This is a genomic window from Pseudomonas sp. R4-15 (assembly GCF_055768815.1).
In genome coordinates, this window is the sequence record NZ_CM147293.1 from 204,770 (window position 1) to 222,624 (window position 17,855).

Here is a 17,855-nt window from a genome sequence, read left to right on the forward strand (position 1 = left end):
CTGCGTCAGAGCGACTCCAGGCAGTTCGCCAGCGAGCCGCCCAACTGTTCGAGCAGCACCGGGTAGCCCTCGGCGTCGGCGGGGATGTCCATCCCCAGCGCATCGAGCTGCTCCAGGCGTGCCGGCAGCCCCTCCGTCAGGGTCGCCGCCAGGCGCGGCAGCACCGGCGGCTCGCTGAACACGCAGGACGGCCCGGCCTGTTGCAGCGCGGCGCGCATTGCCGCCACGTGGCGGGCGCCCGGCTGGACCTCGCCGAGCACGCTGAAGACGCCGGCATGCTGCAGTCCATAGTGTTCCTCGAAGTAGCCATAGGCGTCGTGGAAGACGAAGAACGGCTTGTTCGCCAGACCGGCCAGACGCGGACCCAGCTGTGCGTCCACTTGCGTCAGGCGCTTTTCGAAGGTCGCCAGGTTGGCCGCGTAGCGGGCCGCGTTGGCGGGATCGGCCGCGGACAGGTCGGCCGCCATGCTCGCCGCGATCACCCTGGCGTTGGCCGGCGCCAGCCAGAGGTGGGCATCGAGCGCGCCCGGGGCGTGATCGTGATCGGCGTCTGCATCCTCGTGCTCGTGCTCGTGCTCGTGCTCATGGGCCTGCGCAGTCTGCGGGAAATGCCGCAGATACAGCCCAGGCAATTGCTGCAGCGCCACGCTCGGTCCCTTGCGCTGCACCAGCACCTTGCCGAGGAAGGCCTCCAGATTGGGGCCCACCCAGTAGAACAGGTCGGCCTGCTGCAAACGCCGCAGGTCCGAGGGGCGCAGGGCGAAGTGGTGCGGCGAGGCGCCCGGCGGCAACAGCACCTGCGGCTCGCCCACACCGTCCTGCACCGCCGCGGCGATCAGTTGCAGCGGCTTGATGCTGGTGAGCAGGCGCACCTCGGCCTGGGCCAGGGTGGCGGAGAGAAAGAGCGCGAAGGCAACGAGCAGGCGGATCACTGGAGGCAGACCTGGAGGACAAAGGGCAATAGAATAACGTCTCTACCCAAGGACGTCGCCCATGAAGACTCCCCTCGCCTTTCGTCCCCACGACCACAGCCACTGCGTACACAGCGCCCTGGCCGAGGCCGAAGTGCTCTGCGCACGCCAGGGCACACGGCTGACCGCGCTGCGCAAGCGCGTGCTGGAACTGGTCTGGCAGAGCCACAAGCCGCTCGGTGCCTACGACATCCTCGCCGTACTCAGCGCCGACGATGGCCGCAAGGCCGCGCCGCCCACCGTCTACCGCGCCCTGGAGTTCCTCCAGGAAAACGGCCTGGTGCATCGCCTCGCCTCGCTCAACGCCTTCATCGGCTGCAACCACCCGGCACACGCCCACCAGGGACAGTTCCTCATCTGCCGCGAATGCCACTCGGCGATCGAGATGCAGGGCGAGCAGATCAGCGAGGCGATCAACGCAGGCGCGAAGACCCTGGGCTTCGCCGCCGAAGCGCAGATGGTCGAGGTGCTGGGACTCTGCGCGGCTTGCCAGGAGGCGGCATGAGCGATGCGCTGCTGCGCCTGACGGATGTCGCCATCAGCTTTTCCGGCCGCAGCATCCTCGATGGCGTCGACCTGGCCCTGCAGCCGGGGCGCATCGTCACCCTGATCGGCCCCAACGGCGCCGGCAAGACCACCCTGGTGCGGGTCGTGCTCGGCCTGCTCAAGCCGCAGCGCGGCGAAGTCTGGCGCCAGCCGCAGCTGCGCATCGGCTACATGCCGCAGAAGCTGCAGGTGGACGCCACGCTGCCGCTGACCGTGCTGCGCTTCCTGCAACTGCTGCCCAAGGTCGATCGTGCCCGTGCCCGCGCGGCGCTCGAAGAGGTCGGCGCGCCCCAGGTGATCGACAGCCCGGTGCAGGCGATCTCCGGCGGCGAGATGCAGCGCGTGCTGCTGGCCCGGGCGCTGCTGCGCGAACCCCAGTTGCTGGTGCTCGACGAGCCGGTGCAGGGCGTCGACGTCGCCGGCCAGGCCGAACTCTACCGGCTGATCGGACGCCTGCGCGAGCGCCATGGTTGCGCCGTGCTGATGGTTTCCCACGACCTGCACCTGGTGATGAGCGCCACCGACCAGGTGATCTGCCTGAACGGCCACGTGTGCTGCTCCGGGCATCCCGAGCAGGTCAGCACGGACCCGGCCTTCGTCGAACTGTTCGGCAACGATGCCCGCTCGCTGGCCATCTACCAGCACCACCACGACCACGATCACGACCTGCACGGCAGCGTCGTCGCGCCCCACGTACACGGTCCCCACTGCAAACATGACTGACTTTCTCGTCAACGCGCTGCTCGCCGGGCTGGCCCTGGCGCTGGTAGCAGGCCCGCTCGGCTCCTTCGTGGTCTGGCGGCGCATGGCCTACTTCGGCGACACCCTGTCCCATGCCGCCCTGCTCGGGGTCGCACTGGGCCTGCTGCTGGACGTCAGCCCGATGCTTGCAGTGACTGCCTGCTGCCTGCTGCTGGCACTGCTGCTGACCACCCTGCAGCAACGCCAGCCGCTGGCCTCGGACACCCTGCTGGGGATCCTCGCGCACAGCACCCTGTCCCTCGGGCTGGTGGCGCTGAGCTTCATGCAGGATGTGCGCATCGACCTGATGAACTACCTGTTCGGTGACCTGCTGGCGGTCAGCGCCGGCGACCTCGCCTGGATCGTCGGCGGCGGCGCGCTGGTGCTGGTGGGCCTGGCACTGCTCTGGCGGCCGCTGCTGGCGGTCACCGTGCACGAGGAGCTGGCGAAGGTCGAAGGCCTGCCGGTGGCCGGCATCCGCCTGGCGCTGATGCTGCTGATCGCCATCGTCATCGCCGTGGCGATGAAGATCGTCGGCGTGCTGCTGATCACCTCGCTGCTGATCATTCCCGCCGCTGCTGCACAGCGCCACGCCCGCACGCCCGAGCAGATGGCCGCCGGGGCCAGCGCGCTGGGCATGCTCGCGGTGTGCCTGGGGCTGAGCCTGTCCTGGTACCAGGACACCCCGGCCGGGCCGTCCATCGTGGTCTGCGCCGCCGGCCTGTTCCTCGCCAGCTTCGCCCTGCCGCGGCGCGCCTAACGCGCCGTCCCGGCCCTCAGTCCTGCTCGATCACCGCCACCCGCTGGCCGGCGCGCACGGCGCTGCCCGGCTGCGCGAGGATCTCGCGGACCACGCCGGCGCAGGGCGCCAGCAAGGGGATTTCCATCTTCATCGACTCGAGGATCACCAGGGTGTCGCCGGCCTCGACCCGCGCGCCCTCCTCCACCGCCAGCTGCCAGAGGTTGCCGGCGATGTGGCTCTCCACCGCCTGCTGACCGGCGGCCAGCGGCGCGTCGGCCTCCGCTTCCGGCGCCGGCTCCTCCAGCTCGAACTCGGCCTGGCCGTTGGCGATCCAGCGCTGCCGCTCGGCATCGAAGGCCGCGCGCTGGTGCGTGCGGAATGCCTCGATGCCGTCGGCCTCGGCGGCGAGGAAGCGCTGGTAGTCGGCCAGCGACAGCTCGCTCTGCTCGATGCGCAGCGGGTAGCGGCCCAGCGGGAAGTCGCGGCGAATCTGCAGCAGCTCCTCGGCGGACACCGGGTAGAAGCGGATCTGGTCGAAGAAGCGCAGCAGCCAGGGCTTGCCGTGGAAGGCCTCGACCTCGCGGTAGCGGTTCCACATCTGCAGGGTGCGGCCGACGAACTGGTAACCGCCGGGGCCTTCCATGCCGTACACGCACAGGTAGGCGCCGCCGATGCCCACGGAGTTCTCCGCGGTCCAGGTGCGCGCCGGGTTGTACTTGGTGGTCACCAGACGATGTCGCGGGTCCAGCGGCGTGGCCACCGGCGCGCCGAGGTAGACGTCGCCCAGGCCCATCACCAGGTAGCTGGCGTCGAACACCGTGCGATAGACCTCATCGATGTCGGCCAGCTCGTTGATGCGGCGGATGAACTCCAGGTTGCTCGGGCACCAGGGCGCGTCCTTGCGCACCGTGGTCATGTACTTCTCGATAGCCAGGCGGCAGGCCGGGTCGTCCCAGGACAGCGGCAGGTGGACGATGCGCGACGGCACCGTCAGGTCGCCGCTGGCGCAGACGGCGTCCCACAGCCCGGCGACGCTATCGAGCAGGCGCTGCAGCGGCAGCGTCTCGGGCTGGTAGTGCACCTGCAGCGAGCGGATGCCCGGGGTCAGGTCGATCACCCCGTCCAGCGCCTGGGCTTCCAGCGCCTGCATCAGCGCGTGGCCGCGGAAACGCAGCACCAGGTCCAGCTCGGCCGGGCCGATTTCCAACAGCAGGTGGGTATCACCGGAGAGCCGTGCGATCAGCCGGGTGTCTTCGGCGCCCAGGTCGAGGACGATCGGCGAGGCCGGTTCGGTCGCAGGCTTGAGCTCGCAGGCCAGCGGCGCCAGGTTGCGGTACTCCTCGGCCTGGGCCTGCGCCAGGGCGCGCGCCTGGGCGACGTCCACCGGCACGAAGCGCAGCTTGTCGCCGGCCTTGAGCTGGCCCATCTGCCAGAGGTCGGCCTCGATGATGGTCACCGGGCAGACGAAGCCGCCGAGGCTCGGGCCGTCCGGGCCGAGGATCACCGGCATGTCGCCGGTGAAGTCGATGGCGCCGACCGCGTAGGGGTTGTCGTGGATGTTCGACGGGTGCAGACCCGCCTCGCCGCCGCTCTCGCGCACCCACTCGGGCTTCGGCCCGATCAGCCGCACGCCGGTGCGGCTGGAGTTGAAGTGCACTTCCCATTCGGCGGCGAAGAACGCCTGCATGTAGGCCGGGGTGAAGTATTCCGGCGCGCCGTGCGGGCCGTAGATCACCCGCAGTTCACGCAGCGCCGGCAGCGGCGGATAGAGCCCGGCGGGCAGTTGCGCGCCGGCACTGGCATCGGCCAGCGGCGCCAGGTGCAGCACGTCGCCGGCACGCAGCGCGCGACCGGCATGGCCGCCGAACTGGCCGAGGGTGAAGGTGCTCTTGCTGCCCAGGTAGTCGGGCACCTGCAGGCCGCCGCGCAGGCACAGGTAGCTGCGTGCGCCGACGCCGGCCAGGGTGCCGAGCGCCAGGGTGCTGCCGGCGGCGACGTGCAGCGCGGTGTCCATCGGCTGCGCGACACCATCGAGGGTCAGCGGGATCGGCGCGCCGGTCACCGCCAGCACGGCGTCGGTGTTGAAACGCAGGGTCGGCCCGCTGAGGGTGATTTCCAGCGCCGCGGCACCTTCCGGGTTGCCCAGCAGGCGGTTGCCCAGGCGCAGCGCGCGGTTGTCCATCGGCCCCGACGGCGGCACGCCGACCGCCCAGTAGCCGAGGCGACCGGGGGCGTCCTGCACGGTGGTCTGGGTGCCGGCGGCGAGCACCTCGAAGGTCTCGGCGCGGTACACCAGGGACTCCAGGCAGCGGGTCCAGGCGCGGCCCTCGGCGAAGGGCGCATCGGCGATGATCTGCCGCAGGTAGCCACGGTTGCTCTCCACGCCGTAGAGCTGTGTCTGCGCCAGCGCCTCGTCCAGCGCGGCGACGGCGCCGGCGCGGTCTTCGGACCAGGCGATCAGCTTGGCGATCATCGGATCGAAGTACGGCGGAATCTCGCAGCCGGCCTCGACCCAGGTATCGATGCGCAGGCGCCGGCCATCCGCCGGCGGGAAAGCCACGGCGCTGAGCAGGCCGGGGCTGGGCTGGAAGTCGCGGCCCGGATCTTCGGCGTACAGCCGCGCCTGCACGGCGTGTCCACGCGGTTTGAGCGGCGCGGCCAGTTCGGCCAGCGGCGGCAGCTCGCCGGCGGCCAGCTCGATCATCCAACGCACCAGGTCGACGCCCCAGACCTGCTCGGTAACCCCGTGCTCGACCTGCAGGCGGGTGTTCACCTCGAGGAAGTAGAAGCGCCCCGCTGCGTCGTCGTAAACGAACTCGACGGTGCCGGCGCTGCGGTAGCTGGCGGCGCGCGCCAGGCGCACGGCGGCTTCGCAGAGTGCTTCGGCTATGCCTTCGGGGAGGTTCGGCGCGGGGGTTTCCTCGAGCACCTTCTGGTTGCGCCGCTGTACCGAGCAGTCGCGCACGCCCAGGGCGATCACCTCGCCGGCGCCATCGCCGAACACCTGCACCTCCAGGTGGCGGGCGCGCTCGATGTACTTCTCGACGAACACCCCGGCATCGCTGAAGTTGTTCTGCCCCAGGCGGCGCACCGCCTCGAAGGCTTCGCCCAGTTCGGCCGCCGAGCGGCACACGCGCATGCCGATGCCACCACCGCCGGCGGTGCTCTTGAGCATCACCGGGAAGCCCACGGTCGCGGCGGCCGTCTGCGCCGCCTCGATGGATTCCAGCAGGTCGCTGCCTTCGAGCAGCGGCACGCCATGTTCCCGGGCCAGGGCGCGGGCGGTGTGCTTGAGGCCGAACAGGCGCAGCTGCGCCGGCGTCGGACCGACGAAGGCGATGCCGGCGGCCTCGCAGGCCTCGGCGAAGGCGGCGTTCTCGGAGAGGAAGCCATAGCCGGGATGGATCGCCTGGGCGCCGCTGGCACGGGCGACCGCGAGGATCTTCTCCACTGCTAGGTAGGTGGCGGCGGCCGGGCCGTCGCCGAGGCTGTGGATTTCGCCAGCCTGCTGCAGGTGCAGGCTGGCGGCGTCCGCCTCGGCGTATACCGCGACGCCCTGCACGCCGAGCGTGTCCAGGGTGCGCAGGATGCGGCAGGCGATGGCGCCGCGGTTGGCGATCAGCAGTTTGCTAAACATTCGAGGCGTCCTCGAAGTGGGCGGGCCGTCCCGCCGTCATTCGGTGTGCATCCCGGTCGTCCAGGACGGAAAGGCCAGCGGGGTTTGGGCTGGGCTCGATGGGTATCGCTGCGCTCAACCCATCCTACGGGTACACACCCAGCGCCTCGTAGGATGGGTCGGGCCGCGTAGGTTGAGCGCAGCGATACCCATCACCGCCCACACCCTCAATCCCAGATCAGCACTTCGGCCGGCGTTGGGTTCCAGCCGTTGCAGGGGTTGTTCAGTTGCGGGCAGTTGGAGATCAGCACGATCACGTCCATCTCGGCGCGCAGTTCGACGTACTTGCCGGGCGCGGAGATGCCGTCCTCGAACGTCAGGCCGCCCTCGGGGGTGACCGGCACGTTCATGAAGAAGTTGATGTTGGCGCTGATGTCCGGCTTGCCCAGGCGACCGTCGTGCAGACTGGCGCGCAGGAAGTTGTCGCGGCAGCTGTGCATGGAGCGCTTGTCGATGGCGTAGCGCACCGTGTTGCTTTCCTGGGCGCAGGCGCCACCGAGGGTGTCGTGGCGGCCGCAGGTGTCGGCGGTGAGGGTCAGCATCGGGTTGCCGAGGTTCGAGTAGAGCACGCTGCCGGCGACCAGGTAGACGCGGTTCTGCCGACGCAGGGTGCGCTGCACGTCGTAGCGCTCACGCGGGCTGGCGGCGCTGAAGAACAGGGTGTCGATGGCCTGGTTGCCTTCCAGGTCGTGCAGGCGCAGGGTCTGCCCGGCCTTAACCTCGAACAGGTAGGGCTCGCCGGCCGGGATCTCGTGGCGGAATGCGGCGCTGGCGGGCTGCAGGTCGCTGGGGGTGAGATTCATGGCGCGCTCCTCAGATATACAGGCGTTCGGTGTTGTAGAAGGCGCGGCCGTTTTCCGGGCGCGAGGTGCGGCAGAGCACGCTGATGCCGTCGCCGACGGCGCGACGGATCTGCAAACCGACCGGCTTGGGCGCGTACTGCGGATCGGGGTCCATCGGGTGCTGCAGCGCGGTGAGCACCACCAGGGTGTCCATCGGCGCATACAGCTCGACGTAGTCGCCGGCCTGGCTGTTGCCGGGGTGGAAGGCGAAGGCACCATCGGCATCGACGGTGACCTTGCTGAACAGGTTGACCACCATCAGCAGGTCGGCCAGGCCGAGGTTCCACTTGCCCATTTCCACCAGCAGGTTGTCCACGCCGTTGCGGTGGAAGCCGTTGCGCAGCTCCTGATAACGGCCTTGGCCGTACTTCTCGGCGACTTCCTCGGCGTTCAGTACGCCGCCGAAGCTGTCGTGCCAGCCGCAGGTGTCGGCGGTGATCGCGGCGAGCACCCGGCCCATGTCCGAGTACAGGCAATGGCCGACGGTGAGCTTGGCGGTGTGCTGGCCCTTGAGGCTGTCGGGCAGGTTCAGCCGCTCGCTTTTCTCCACGGCGTTGAACAGCATCATCGACACGTTGGCGCCGCCCTCGAGATCGCTCAGGCGCAGCAACTGGCCGCGTTTGAGGACGAACGAGGCGGTTCCGCCGCCGGGCAGGGTTTCTTCGTAGAGCGTCGGACGCAGGGTCGGCTCGGTGTTCATGCGGATATACCTCGGGTCAGCGTGGCGGCAACCTCGGCGGGCACAGCGGCCGGGCCGTCACGGCGGGAAAGCGGAATGTCGTAGGTGATGCGGGCGCCGTAGGCGCCGGGGGCCTGGGGATCGACGCGGGTCTTGTCGAAGACCAGCACGCGACTGCCGAGGGTGAAGCCCTCGGAGAGATCGTGGGTGACCATGAAGACGGTCAGCCGGGTTTCCTGCCAGAGCTCGCGCAGCAGCCCGTGCATGTCCTTGCGGATGCCCGGATCGAGCGCCCCGAAGGGCTCGTCGAGCAACAGCATGCGCGGTTTCATGATCAGCGCCTGGGCGATTGCCAGGCGTTGCTGCATGCCGCCGGAGAGCTGCGCCGGGTACTTGTCCAGGGAATGCCCGAGGCCGACCCGTTCGAGCATCGTGCAGGCTTCGTCACGGGCGCGGCGCTTGGCGCTGCCGAGCAGGCGCCCGAGCAGCGGCGTGCGTGGCAGCTCCAGGCCGAGGGCGACGTTGTCGCGTACCGACAGGTGCGGGAACACCGAGTAGCGCTGGAACACCACGCCACGGCTGGCATCCGGTTCGCTCGGCAACGGCTCGCCGTCGAGCAGGATCTGCCCGCGGCTGGGTTGCTCCTGGCCCAGCAGCATGCGCAGGAAGGTCGACTTGCCACAGCCGGAGGCGCCGACCAGCGAGCAGAATTCTCCCTCGCGCACGGTCAACTGCAGGTTCTCCAGCACCACCTGATCGCCGTATTCCTTCCACAGGTTGCGGATCTCGATCATGCCTTGCCCTCCACGTACCAGGGGAACGCGCGGCTGGAGATCAGGCGCAGCAGGTAGTCCAGGGCCCAGGCCAACAGGGTGATCCAGATGACGTAGGGCAGGATCACGTCCATCGCCAGGTAACGGCGCACCAGGAAGATGCGATAGCCGAGCCCGTCGGTGGAGGCGATCGCCTCGGCGGCGATCAGGAACAGCCAGGCGGAACCCAGCGCCAGGCGCACGGCGATCAGCAGGCGCGGCAGCAGTTGCGGCAACACCACTCGCAGGATCAGCGTCCAGGTGTTGGCGCCCAGGGTCTGCGCCTTGACCAGCAGTTCGACGGGAATCTCCCGGGCGCGCTGCTCCAGGTCGCGGGCGATCACCGGGGTGATGCCGAGGGTGATCAGCACCACCTTGGACAACTCGCCGAGGCCGAAGACGATGAACAGGATCGGCAGGATCGCCAGCGGTGGCACCATCGACAGCACTGCCACCAGGGGCGACAGCGGCGCCCGCAGCAACGGTAGGGTGCCGGCGGCGACGCCCAGGCAGAGTCCGAGCAGCGCCGAGACGCCCAGCCCCATGCCCAGGCGCTCCAGGCTGGACAAGGTGTCGCGCCAGAACAGGTAGTCGCCGCTGCGACGGTCCTCCTCGAAGGCCAGCCGCTGCACGGCGTCGACCATCTGCGCGGCGCTGGGCAGCAGCTTGTCGTTGGGGTTTTCCGCCAGTCGCGCGTTGGAACCGGCGACATAGGCGAACAGCAGCAACGCGAACGGCAGCAGCACCAGCAGCAACCGCCCGGAGCGACCGGGATGGAGATTGATCAGACGCATGATGTTCCTCCGAGGGACGCGCGCCGGCGCGCCCCCCGTCTGCTCAGAGCTTGCCGTCGGCGGCCATCTGCACGTAGGTCGGGTCGAAGCGCAGCTTGACGTTGCCCTTGTCGCCGGTAACCACGTCTCCGGCGAAGCTCATGCCGATGGCGTCCGGGCTGCTGGCGCCCTCGCCGAGGATGCCGTGCTCGAAGCTGAAGTTGGCGACCTTGCTCATGGTCTGCGCCAGCGACGCTTCGGTGACGAACGCCACGGCGTCCTTCGGCGTGTAGAACAGTTGGGTGGTGGCCAGCTGCGCCTTGTAGCCGGCGAGGTCGGTGCCCGAGGCCTTGGCCATCTCGCTCAGCGCGGCTTCGGATTCAGGCGTACCGGCCTGCATCAGCGCCATGATCTCGAACCAGGCGCCAGTCAGCGCCTTGCCCAGGGCGGGGTTGTCCTTCAGCGTCTGGGTGTTCACCACCATCATGTCGAGGATTTCGCCGGGCAGCTTGGAGGAGTCATAGACTTCGCTGACGCCGGGCTGCGCGGCGATTTCCGCGAGCATCGGGTTCCAGGTGGCCGCAGCCACGACATCCGACGTGGAGAAGGCGGCGACGATGTCGGCATCGGAGGTGTTCACCACCTGCACGTCGCGCTCGCTCATGCCGACGCTTTCCAGCGCGCGGGCGAGGAAGTAGTGGGAGACCGAGAGCTCCACCAGGTTGACCGGCTTGCCCTTGAGGTCGGCCAGGGTCTTGCCCTCGCCCTTGATCAGCAGGCCGTCGTTACCGTTGGAGTAGTCGCTGACGATCAGCGCGGTGGAGTCCACGCCGCCGGCGGCGGGAATGGTCAACGCGTCCATGTTGGTCATCGTGCAGCCGTCGAACTGGCCGGCGGTGTACTGGTTGATCGACTCGACATAGTCGTTGAGCTGGGTGACATCGATGCTGATGCCGTATTTCTTCGCCCACTTGTCGACGATCCCGGAGGTGCTGGCGTAGCCCCAGGGCATCCAGCCGGCGTAGAGGGTCCAGCAGACGTTGAAGTGGTCTTTCTTTTCCGCGTGGGCATTGGCCCCGAGAACGGCGACGAGGCCGGCGGCGGCGAGGGAGAGTAGACGGCGCTTACGCATGGGAACCTCCGGTTCGATGGTTAGGCACGGGCAGGAGTCGCGGCACGTTTCGAATCGCTTCGAAAGGCGCGTTCTCCCGGGCTTTTATCCCGCCGTGTAACCTCGATGGAGGTCGACGACTCTCGGACCAGCACCCGCTTTGCGGCGGATCGGAACCCTAGTCGTCCATTGATCAGATTGTGGTGCCGCGATTCCGGGAACATCCCGGGCAAACCCTGCACGTACGAGGTTTTAGCGAATACCGTGCCAAGCGCCGCAGCCGCTGGAAGCCGGGGCTTGAAGCCAGGACAGCGCCGCTCCACGCACAACATCGAGGCAAAAGCATCGCCTCGGCGCACCAGCAGCAGGCACTCCCCACCCTGCAAGCGCCTGTTTCGCGGATGGCACGCTTATCGCTTCATTCTGCGCGCAGCAGCCTCCCGGCTGGCGGGACGACCCGCCCGCGCTGCTCCACTGGACGACCAGGTAACGCGGGGCCTGTTGACGTTTCGTTCGCGAGCCGCGTTGTCGCCAGAAATGGCCTGCGACTAGGCGCAGGCTGAAGCCAATGGTCATTCCCTTGGCAAAGCCTGCAACGACGGCGCAGGCCATTTCTGGCACAACCCGGAGGGCCGGCTCCTATTTTGGCGCGATACGGCGTTGCTCGTCTTGGACTTACCCCGGTAAGCCCTGCGACTCGCGCCTTGTCTCGCGCCAAAATAGGAACCGGCGCGGCCGTGAACGAAACGTCAACAGGCCCTTAAGGACCGTTCGCCATGGCACCGAGTACCTTCAGCAGCATCCCCCTGATCGACGTCGCCGACCTCGACTCGCCCGAGCTTTCCCGCCGCCAACAGGTGGCCGAGCGTCTCGGCGATGCCGCGCGCAACGTCGGCTTCCTGCAGATCACCGGACACGGCATTGGCCGCGAGCTGCGCGGCGACTTGCTGGAACAGGCCCGCCGCTTCTTCGCCCGCCCGCTGGAGGAGAAGATGCGCTTCTATATCGGCCAGTCGAGCAACCACAGCGGCTACGTGCCGGAAGGTGAGGAGCGCTTCGCCGACGGCGGCTTCGATCTCAAGGAAGCCTACGACGTCAATTACGACTACCGCGACGGCCCCCAGCGCTATCCCCTGCTGGGGCCGACCCAGTGGCCGGACTCGACGGCGTTCCAAGACGCGGTGAGCGCCTACTACCGCACGGCCCTGGCACTGGGTGAGCGACTGTTCCGCGGCTTCGCCCTGGCGCTGGGTCTGCCCGAGGACAGCTTCACCGCACTGACCCGCCAGCCGACCAGCCAGCTGCGCCTGATCCACTACCCACTCGATCCCGACCCGCAGGCCGACCGCCCCGGCATCGGCGCACACACCGATTACGAGTGCTTCACCATCTTGCTGCCCACCGCACCCGGCCTGCAGGTGCAGAACGGCGCCGGCACATGGATCGAGGTGCCGCTGATCGAGGACGCCTTCGTCATCAACATCGGCGACATGCTGGAAGTGCTCAGCAACGGCCAGTTCGTCGCCACCGCGCACCGCGTGCGCAAGGTTGCCGAGGAGCGCTACGCCTTTCCTCTTTTCTGCGCCTGCGACTATCCCACGCGTATCGCGCCGCTGCCGGGCCTGGCACGCCGCGGCGACCGCGACTATCCGCCGGTGATCTGCGGCGATCATCTCTTCGCACAGACCGTGCAGACCTTCAGCTACCTGCGCCAGCGCCTGGAGTCCGGCGAACTACGACTGCCCGACGGCAGCCTGGGGCTATCCAGCTTCGGCCCGGGATGTGCCGGAGGTGCCGCATGAACCTGCTGCAACTCGCCCGCCAATACCCCCGGCGTGCCGAAGGCGGCGTACCGGACTGGATGCTCGGGCACTTCCGCCGCCGCTGCATCAGCTTCGCCGACGGCCGCAGTGACGAGCGCACCCAGGTGCACTGGCTACAGAGCCGCCACTTCACTATCGACCTGCGCCTGCCCGACGTCGCGCCGCCGCCCGTGCGCCCGCTGCGGGACTACGACGCCGAGCAGTTGCGCCAATTGGCGAACCATGAGGGCTGGGCCGCGGACAGCCTGTGGGACGGGCAGCGCCTGAGTTGGCAGGGCGGCGTGAGCCTGCAGCTGCACAACCGCTGGCCGGAGCCGGCGCTGCTGCAACGGGTGGGCAACTGCATGATCGAGTTCGCCCCCAGCGGGGCCTACGTCGAGGACTGGCGCCTGCAGGCCAGCGGAGGCCCGCTGATCGGCCTCCGCCTGCTGGAGGAATGCGATGCCGATGACGGTCGCGTACTGCATCGCGGCGGTGGCCTGATCGTCTGCGGGCACCATGCCGGCCTGGTGCGCGGACGCCCCGTCAGCCTGGACGAGCAGGGCGCCAGCCTGCGTGACCGTGCCCGGCAGGCAGCCGGCGACGCGGCGGCGCTGGTGGCGTTGTTCGCCTGCGATACGATGCTGGCGGTGGATCGCGGCGACGGCTATCGCGTCGAGCGCGCCACGCTGCCGGCGAGAAGGGGTGAGCGTCTCCCCCTGGACGGCTTCGAGAAGCTCGCCGATGGGCGTCTAAGGCAATCCTGGGAAACGCCTCAGGGCCCACGGGTGCGCCTGTTCGAGGTAGGCACCCTGGAGCCGGATTGGCAGGCCGCGCCGAACACCGCGCAAGACGCCCAGGCAGGCGCCTGGTTCGGCGCCGAGCGGGAAACCCTGGAGCGCCACCTGCGCATCCTGGAATAAGGGCGCCGCGCCCCAGATCAGCCGGCGGCGCGCGCCAGCGGTGGCAGGTCACCCGACAACCCCAGCGCCTGGCGTACGAACAGGCCCTTGGCCTCCGCCTGCCCTTCCACCAGTTTCAGGCCGGCGTTGCGCAACCAGCGCAGCGGCAGCGTGTCGGCCTGGAACAGCCGCTCGAAGCCTTCCATGGAGGCCATCATCGCCAGGTTGTAGGGCATGCGCCGACGCTCGAAACGCGATAGCCGGCGCAGGTCGCCCAACGCCTCGCCACGGGCGAGTCCGTTCTGCAGTTCCTCGGCCAGCACCGCGGCATCGAGGAAACCGAGGTTGACGCCCTGCCCGGCCAACGGATGGATCACGTGTGCAGCATCGCCGATCAGCGCCAGCCCCTGCTGCACGTAACGCTTGGCATGTCGCTGGCGCAGCGGGATGCACAGTCGCGGGTCGGCGGATTCGATACGCCCCAGGCGCAGCTCGAAGGCCTCGCCGAGGGCCGCGCAGAACGCTGCATCGTCCAGCGCCATCATCTGTTCGGCGCGTGCCGGCGGCAGCGACCAGACGATCGAGCATTCGCGACCTCCCTCGCTGGCGAGGGGCAGGAAGGCCAGCGGACCCTGGTCGGTAAAGCGCTGCCAGGCAGCACGCTGGTGCGGCTTCTCGCAACGCACGCTGGTGACGATCGCGTGGTGCAGGTAATCCCATTCGCGGGTGGCGCAGCCGGTCAGGCGGCGCACCAGCGAATTGGCGCCATCGGCGGCGACCAGCAGCGGGGTACGCACCTCGCGGCCGTCGGCCAGGCTGAGCAGCCAGCCGTCGCCGGAGCGCCGCAACTGTTCCACGCGAACCTGGCCGATACGTTCCACGCCGGTGCTCCGCAGGCGCTCGAGCAGGGCGTCCTGCACCACGCGGTTCTCGACGATGTGGCCGAGTACCTCGGCCTGCACGCTGGCGGCGCTGAAGTGGATCTCACCGGTGCCGGCGCCGTCCCAGACATGCATCTCGGCATAGGGGCTGGCACGCCGGGCGAGCACGCCGTCCCAGGCACCGAGGCGCTGAAGGACGCGCTGGCTGGCCAGCGAAAGCGCGCTGACCCGCGGCTCGAACGGCGCCTGGGCGTCGAACGCCGAGGGCTCCACCGCACCACCATCGACCAGCACGATGTCCAGGCCGCTGTCGGCCATGGCCAACGCCAGGGCACTGCCGACCATGCCGGCACCGACCACCACCAGTTGCGCCTGTCTCGTCATGCTGTCTCGCTCCTCGCTCGCGGCTTGCGCCGCACGTATAGGGTCTTCTGTACTCGCGCGACCAGGGTGCCGGCGTCATCGCGCACCTCGACATGGATCTGCGGCAGGTACTTCTCGCCACCGGCGGTGTGCTCGCGCACCCGCTCCAGCAGCGCGTCGTCCACCACGAAGCACGCGTGTACCGCGCCTCGCCCGGGGCTGACGAATTCGATGTGTGCGGCCTTGTCCCAGACCACGTAGTCGCGCCCGAGCAGCTCCATCAGCATCAGCATGTAGAAGGGATCGGTCATGCTGTACAGGGAGCCGCCGAACTGGGTGCGAACGTAGTTGCGGTTGTACCAGGTCAGCGCCATGCGTACGTCGATCTGGCGGAAGTCCGCGCTGATCCGTCGCACACGAATGCCCGCGCCAACGAAGGGCGGGTAGACGTTCATCAACCAGCGCAGCCAGCGCGCCTTGCGCGCACGACGCACCTCAGAGCGCACGTACGCCCATCCCCATGGCCTGGCGAGCGAACCAGCGCTTGGCCGGCGGCAACAGGTCCAATGCCAGCAGACCGAGGTGGCGGCCGTGGTTGAGCAGCGTGTTGTCGCGCCCGAACAGCCGGGTGACCTGGTCAGAGAACCCCACGGTCAGTGCCTGGTCGCGTTGCTGCCCGGCCAGGTAGGCCTGCAGCACGCCGAAATCACCGGGCAGTGCCTCGCTGGCCAGCACGGCGTCGGCCAGTGCCTGGGTGTCGCGCAGCGACAGGTTGTAGCCCTGCCCGGCGATCGGGTGCATGCCGTGGGCCGCGTTGCCGAGCACCGCCAGGTGCGGGCGAACCTGCTCCTCGGCCTCGCTGAGCACCAACGGATAGGCGTGGCGCACACCGACCTGGCGCAGCGTGCCCAGACGGTAGCCGAAGGCGTCCTGCAACTCGGCGAGGAAGGCGGCATCGTCCAGTGCCAGCAGCCGCTCGGCATCCGCCAGCGGTCGCGTCCAGACCAGCGCGCAGCGCTTCTCCGGCAGCGGCAACAGGGCCAGCGGACCCTCGGCGCTGAAACGCTCGAAGGCCAGGCCCTGGTGATCGTGACCCGGCGTCAGGTTGGCGATCAGCGCGGTCTGCCCGTAGGGCGTCTGCCTGACGTGGATGCCCAACTGCTCGCGCAACCGCGAGCGACCGCCATCGGCGAGCACCGCCAGGTCGCAATCGATCTGGCTGTCGTCGTCCAGGGTCAGACGATAGCCGTCGGCCAGCGGCTGCAGTGCGTTGACCTCTGCCGGACAGCGCCACTGCACCACCTCCGGGTCCAGCGCCCGCCACAGGCAGTGGCCGATCCAGGCGTTCTCCACCACGTAGCCGAGCGCCTCGACGCCCTCTTCCGACGCCGACAGGCGGGTGGCGCCGAAGCGCCCGCGCTCGGACACGTGAATGTCGCGGATCGCCTCGGCACGCTCGGCGATCGCCGTCCACAGGCCGTGACGCTCATAGATTCGCCGGGTACCGAAGGACAGCGCCGAGCAGCGCGCATCGTAGCTGGGCTGGTATTCGTGACCCGGCGCATAGGGCTCGACCAGCAGGATCGACCAACCGCGCGCGCGCGCGCCGGCCTGCAGCGCCAAGGCCAGGCTGGCGCCAACCAGTCCGCCACCGATGATCGCTATCTGATATCGCTTGCTCACGCCACCGTCCCCCGGGCCTCGGCCATCAGTGCCTCGATTTCCGCGACGCGCTTGGGCACGCCGTCGGTCAGTACCTCGCAGCCTTTCTTCGTCACCACCACGTCGTCCTCGATGCGAATGCCGATGCCACGCCACTTGCGTGGCACGCTGGCGTCCTCGGCACCGATGTAGATCCCCGGCTCGACCGTCAGGCACATGCCCGGCTCCAGCACGCGCCAGGCGCCGCCGACGCGGTAGTCGCCAACATCATGCACATCCAGGCCAAGCCAGTGTCCGGCACGGTGCATGTAGAAGCGCTTGTACGCCTCGCTGGCGATCAGCGCCTCCAGCTCGCCTTCGAGCAAGCCGAGTTCCAGCAGCCCCGCGGTGATCACCCGCACGGTCGCTTCATGGGCTTCATTCCAGTGGCGTCCCGGCGCGATGTGCCGGAAGGCTTCCTCGTTGGCCGCCAGGACGATCTCGTAGAGCGCCTTCTGCTCGGCGGAGAAGCGACCGCTGACGGGAAAGGTGCGGGTGATGTCGCTGGCATAGCAATCCAGCTCGCAGCCGGCGTCGATCAGCACCAAGTCGCCGTCGCGCAAGCGCGCATCGTTCTGCTGGTAATGGAGGATGCAGCCGTTGCGCCCGGCCGCGACGATCGAGCCATAGGCGGGCATCTTCGCCCCGCCCTTGCGGAACTCGTACTCCAGCTCGGCCTCGAGGTGGTACTCGTAGAGGCCGGCGCGCGCCGTCTGCATGGCCCGCACGTGGGCGCGCGCCGAGACCTTCGCGGCCTCGCGCATCAAGCGCACTTCGGCGGCGCTCTTGTACAGGCGCATGTCATGCAGCAGCGGGTCGAGGGCGATGAATTCCTTGGGCGGGCGGGCGCCGAGGGCGGCCTTGCCACGGATCACGTTGACCCATTCGAGCAACCGCGCATCGAACTCCGGGTGCGCGCCGATGGCGTAGTAGACGCGGCTACGCCCTTCGATGAGGCCCGGGAGGATGTCGTCGATATCGTCGATGGGAAAGGCGTCGTCGGCTCCATAGCGCTCCACCGCGCCTTCCTGGCCGGCCATCAAGCCTTCCCAGAGTTCACGCTGGGGATCGCGCTCGCGGCAGAACAGCACGTACTCGCCGTGCTCGCGCCCGGGAATCAGCGCCAGCACCGCTTCCGGCTCTGGAAATCCGGTGAGGTACTGGAAATCGCTGTCCTGGCGATAGACATGCTCGACGTCGCGGTTGCGCATCTTCACCGGCGCCGCGGCGAGGATGGCGATGCTGTCGACTTCCATCTGCGCCATCAGCGCCTTGCGGCGCCGGGCGAACTCCGCTCTCGGCAGGCTGGGCAT

Annotated in this window: 16 protein-coding genes and 1 riboswitch; of the genes, 5 read left to right on the top strand and 11 right to left on the bottom strand. The window is 68.8% G+C overall.

Annotated elements, in window-relative coordinates:
- Nucleotides 1-5: 5 nt before the first annotated feature.
- Nucleotides 6-932, bottom strand: a complete 927-nt coding sequence (gene znuA, locus ACYRGX_RS01040) for a zinc ABC transporter substrate-binding protein ZnuA (RefSeq protein ID WP_473054766.1) — start codon at nucleotides 930-932, stop codon at nucleotides 6-8.
- Nucleotides 933-993: 61 nt separating this feature from the next.
- Between znuA and ACYRGX_RS01045 the strand changes: the two genes are divergently transcribed.
- The 3 genes from ACYRGX_RS01045 to znuB are packed head-to-tail and all read left to right on the top strand — an operon-like array spanning nucleotide 994 to nucleotide 3,018.
- Complete coding sequence (locus ACYRGX_RS01045; RefSeq protein WP_473054767.1) at nucleotides 994-1,476, top strand: Fur family transcriptional regulator; 483 nt, start codon at nucleotides 994-996, stop codon at nucleotides 1,474-1,476.
- Entirely contained in the window at nucleotides 1,473-2,240 is a 768-nt protein-coding gene (gene znuC, locus ACYRGX_RS01050) for a zinc ABC transporter ATP-binding protein ZnuC (protein ID WP_473054768.1), read from the top strand. Before ACYRGX_RS01045 ends, znuC begins: the two co-directional genes overlap by 4 nt.
- Entirely contained in the window at nucleotides 2,233-3,018 is a 786-nt protein-coding gene (znuB, locus tag ACYRGX_RS01055) for a zinc ABC transporter permease subunit ZnuB (protein ID WP_473054769.1), read from the top strand. The genes znuC and znuB overlap by 8 nt, the downstream gene beginning before the upstream one ends.
- Before the next feature lie 16 nt (nucleotides 3,019-3,034).
- On the opposite strand, the gene uca is transcribed toward znuB, so the two are convergent.
- The 6 genes from uca to ACYRGX_RS01085 all read right to left on the bottom strand — a co-directional run bounded on the left by uca (nucleotide 3,035) and on the right by ACYRGX_RS01085 (nucleotide 10,914).
- A complete protein-coding gene (uca, locus tag ACYRGX_RS01060; RefSeq protein ID WP_473054770.1) occupies nucleotides 3,035-6,637 on the bottom strand; it encodes an urea carboxylase in 3,603 nt (1,200 codons plus the stop codon).
- A gap of 206 nt (nucleotides 6,638-6,843) precedes the next feature.
- Nucleotides 6,844-7,479: an urea amidolyase associated protein UAAP2 gene (locus tag ACYRGX_RS01065; RefSeq protein WP_473054771.1), complete on the bottom strand. Its 636-nt coding sequence runs from the start codon at nucleotides 7,477-7,479 to the stop codon at nucleotides 6,844-6,846.
- A 10-nt stretch (nucleotides 7,480-7,489) separates the two neighbouring features.
- A complete protein-coding gene (locus ACYRGX_RS01070; protein ID WP_473054772.1) occupies nucleotides 7,490-8,218 on the bottom strand; it encodes an urea amidolyase associated protein UAAP1 in 729 nt (242 codons plus the stop codon).
- Nucleotides 8,215-8,991, bottom strand: coding sequence for an ABC transporter ATP-binding protein (locus ACYRGX_RS01075; RefSeq protein ID WP_473054773.1), 777 nt, complete (start codon nucleotides 8,989-8,991; stop codon nucleotides 8,215-8,217). Before ACYRGX_RS01075 ends, ACYRGX_RS01070 begins: the two co-directional genes overlap by 4 nt.
- Nucleotides 8,988-9,803: an ABC transporter permease gene (locus ACYRGX_RS01080; protein ID WP_473054774.1), complete on the bottom strand. Its 816-nt coding sequence runs from the start codon at nucleotides 9,801-9,803 to the stop codon at nucleotides 8,988-8,990. The genes ACYRGX_RS01075 and ACYRGX_RS01080 overlap by 4 nt, the downstream gene beginning before the upstream one ends.
- Before the next feature lie 43 nt (nucleotides 9,804-9,846).
- Nucleotides 9,847-10,914, bottom strand: a complete 1,068-nt coding sequence (locus tag ACYRGX_RS01085; RefSeq protein ID WP_473054775.1) for a putative urea ABC transporter substrate-binding protein — start codon at nucleotides 10,912-10,914, stop codon at nucleotides 9,847-9,849.
- A gap of 71 nt (nucleotides 10,915-10,985) precedes the next feature.
- Nucleotides 10,986-11,086: riboswitch (guanidine-I (ykkC/yxkD leader) on the bottom strand.
- A 583-nt stretch (nucleotides 11,087-11,669) separates the two neighbouring features.
- Here ACYRGX_RS01085 and ACYRGX_RS01090 point away from each other — a divergent pair.
- Entirely contained in the window at nucleotides 11,670-12,695 is a 1,026-nt protein-coding gene (locus ACYRGX_RS01090) for an isopenicillin N synthase family dioxygenase (RefSeq protein ID WP_473054776.1), read from the top strand.
- A complete protein-coding gene (locus ACYRGX_RS01095; RefSeq protein WP_473054777.1) occupies nucleotides 12,692-13,618 on the top strand; it encodes a hypothetical protein in 927 nt (308 codons plus the stop codon). Before ACYRGX_RS01090 ends, ACYRGX_RS01095 begins: the two co-directional genes overlap by 4 nt.
- Nucleotides 13,619-13,635: 17 nt before the next feature.
- Here the strand turns inward: ACYRGX_RS01095 and ACYRGX_RS01100 are convergent, their stop codons facing one another.
- The 4 genes from ACYRGX_RS01100 to pepP are packed head-to-tail and all read right to left on the bottom strand — an operon-like array spanning nucleotide 13,636 to nucleotide 17,855.
- On the bottom strand, nucleotides 13,636-14,862 hold the full coding sequence (locus ACYRGX_RS01100; RefSeq protein ID WP_473054778.1) for a 2-octaprenyl-3-methyl-6-methoxy-1,4-benzoquinol hydroxylase: 1,227 nt from the start codon (nucleotides 14,860-14,862) through the stop codon (nucleotides 13,636-13,638).
- Nucleotides 14,859-15,296, bottom strand: a complete 438-nt coding sequence (locus ACYRGX_RS01105) for a DUF4442 domain-containing protein (RefSeq protein WP_473056607.1) — start codon at nucleotides 15,294-15,296, stop codon at nucleotides 14,859-14,861. Before ACYRGX_RS01105 ends, ACYRGX_RS01100 begins: the two co-directional genes overlap by 4 nt.
- A gap of 40 nt (nucleotides 15,297-15,336) precedes the next feature.
- The gene (gene ubiH, locus ACYRGX_RS01110; protein ID WP_473054779.1) at nucleotides 15,337-16,524 is read right to left on the bottom strand and encodes a 2-octaprenyl-6-methoxyphenyl hydroxylase; all 1,188 of its coding nucleotides are present in this window, start codon (nucleotides 16,522-16,524) and stop codon (nucleotides 15,337-15,339) included.
- On the bottom strand, nucleotides 16,521-17,855 hold the full coding sequence (pepP, locus tag ACYRGX_RS01115; RefSeq protein ID WP_473054780.1) for a Xaa-Pro aminopeptidase: 1,335 nt from the start codon (nucleotides 17,853-17,855) through the stop codon (nucleotides 16,521-16,523). Before pepP ends, ubiH begins: the two co-directional genes overlap by 4 nt.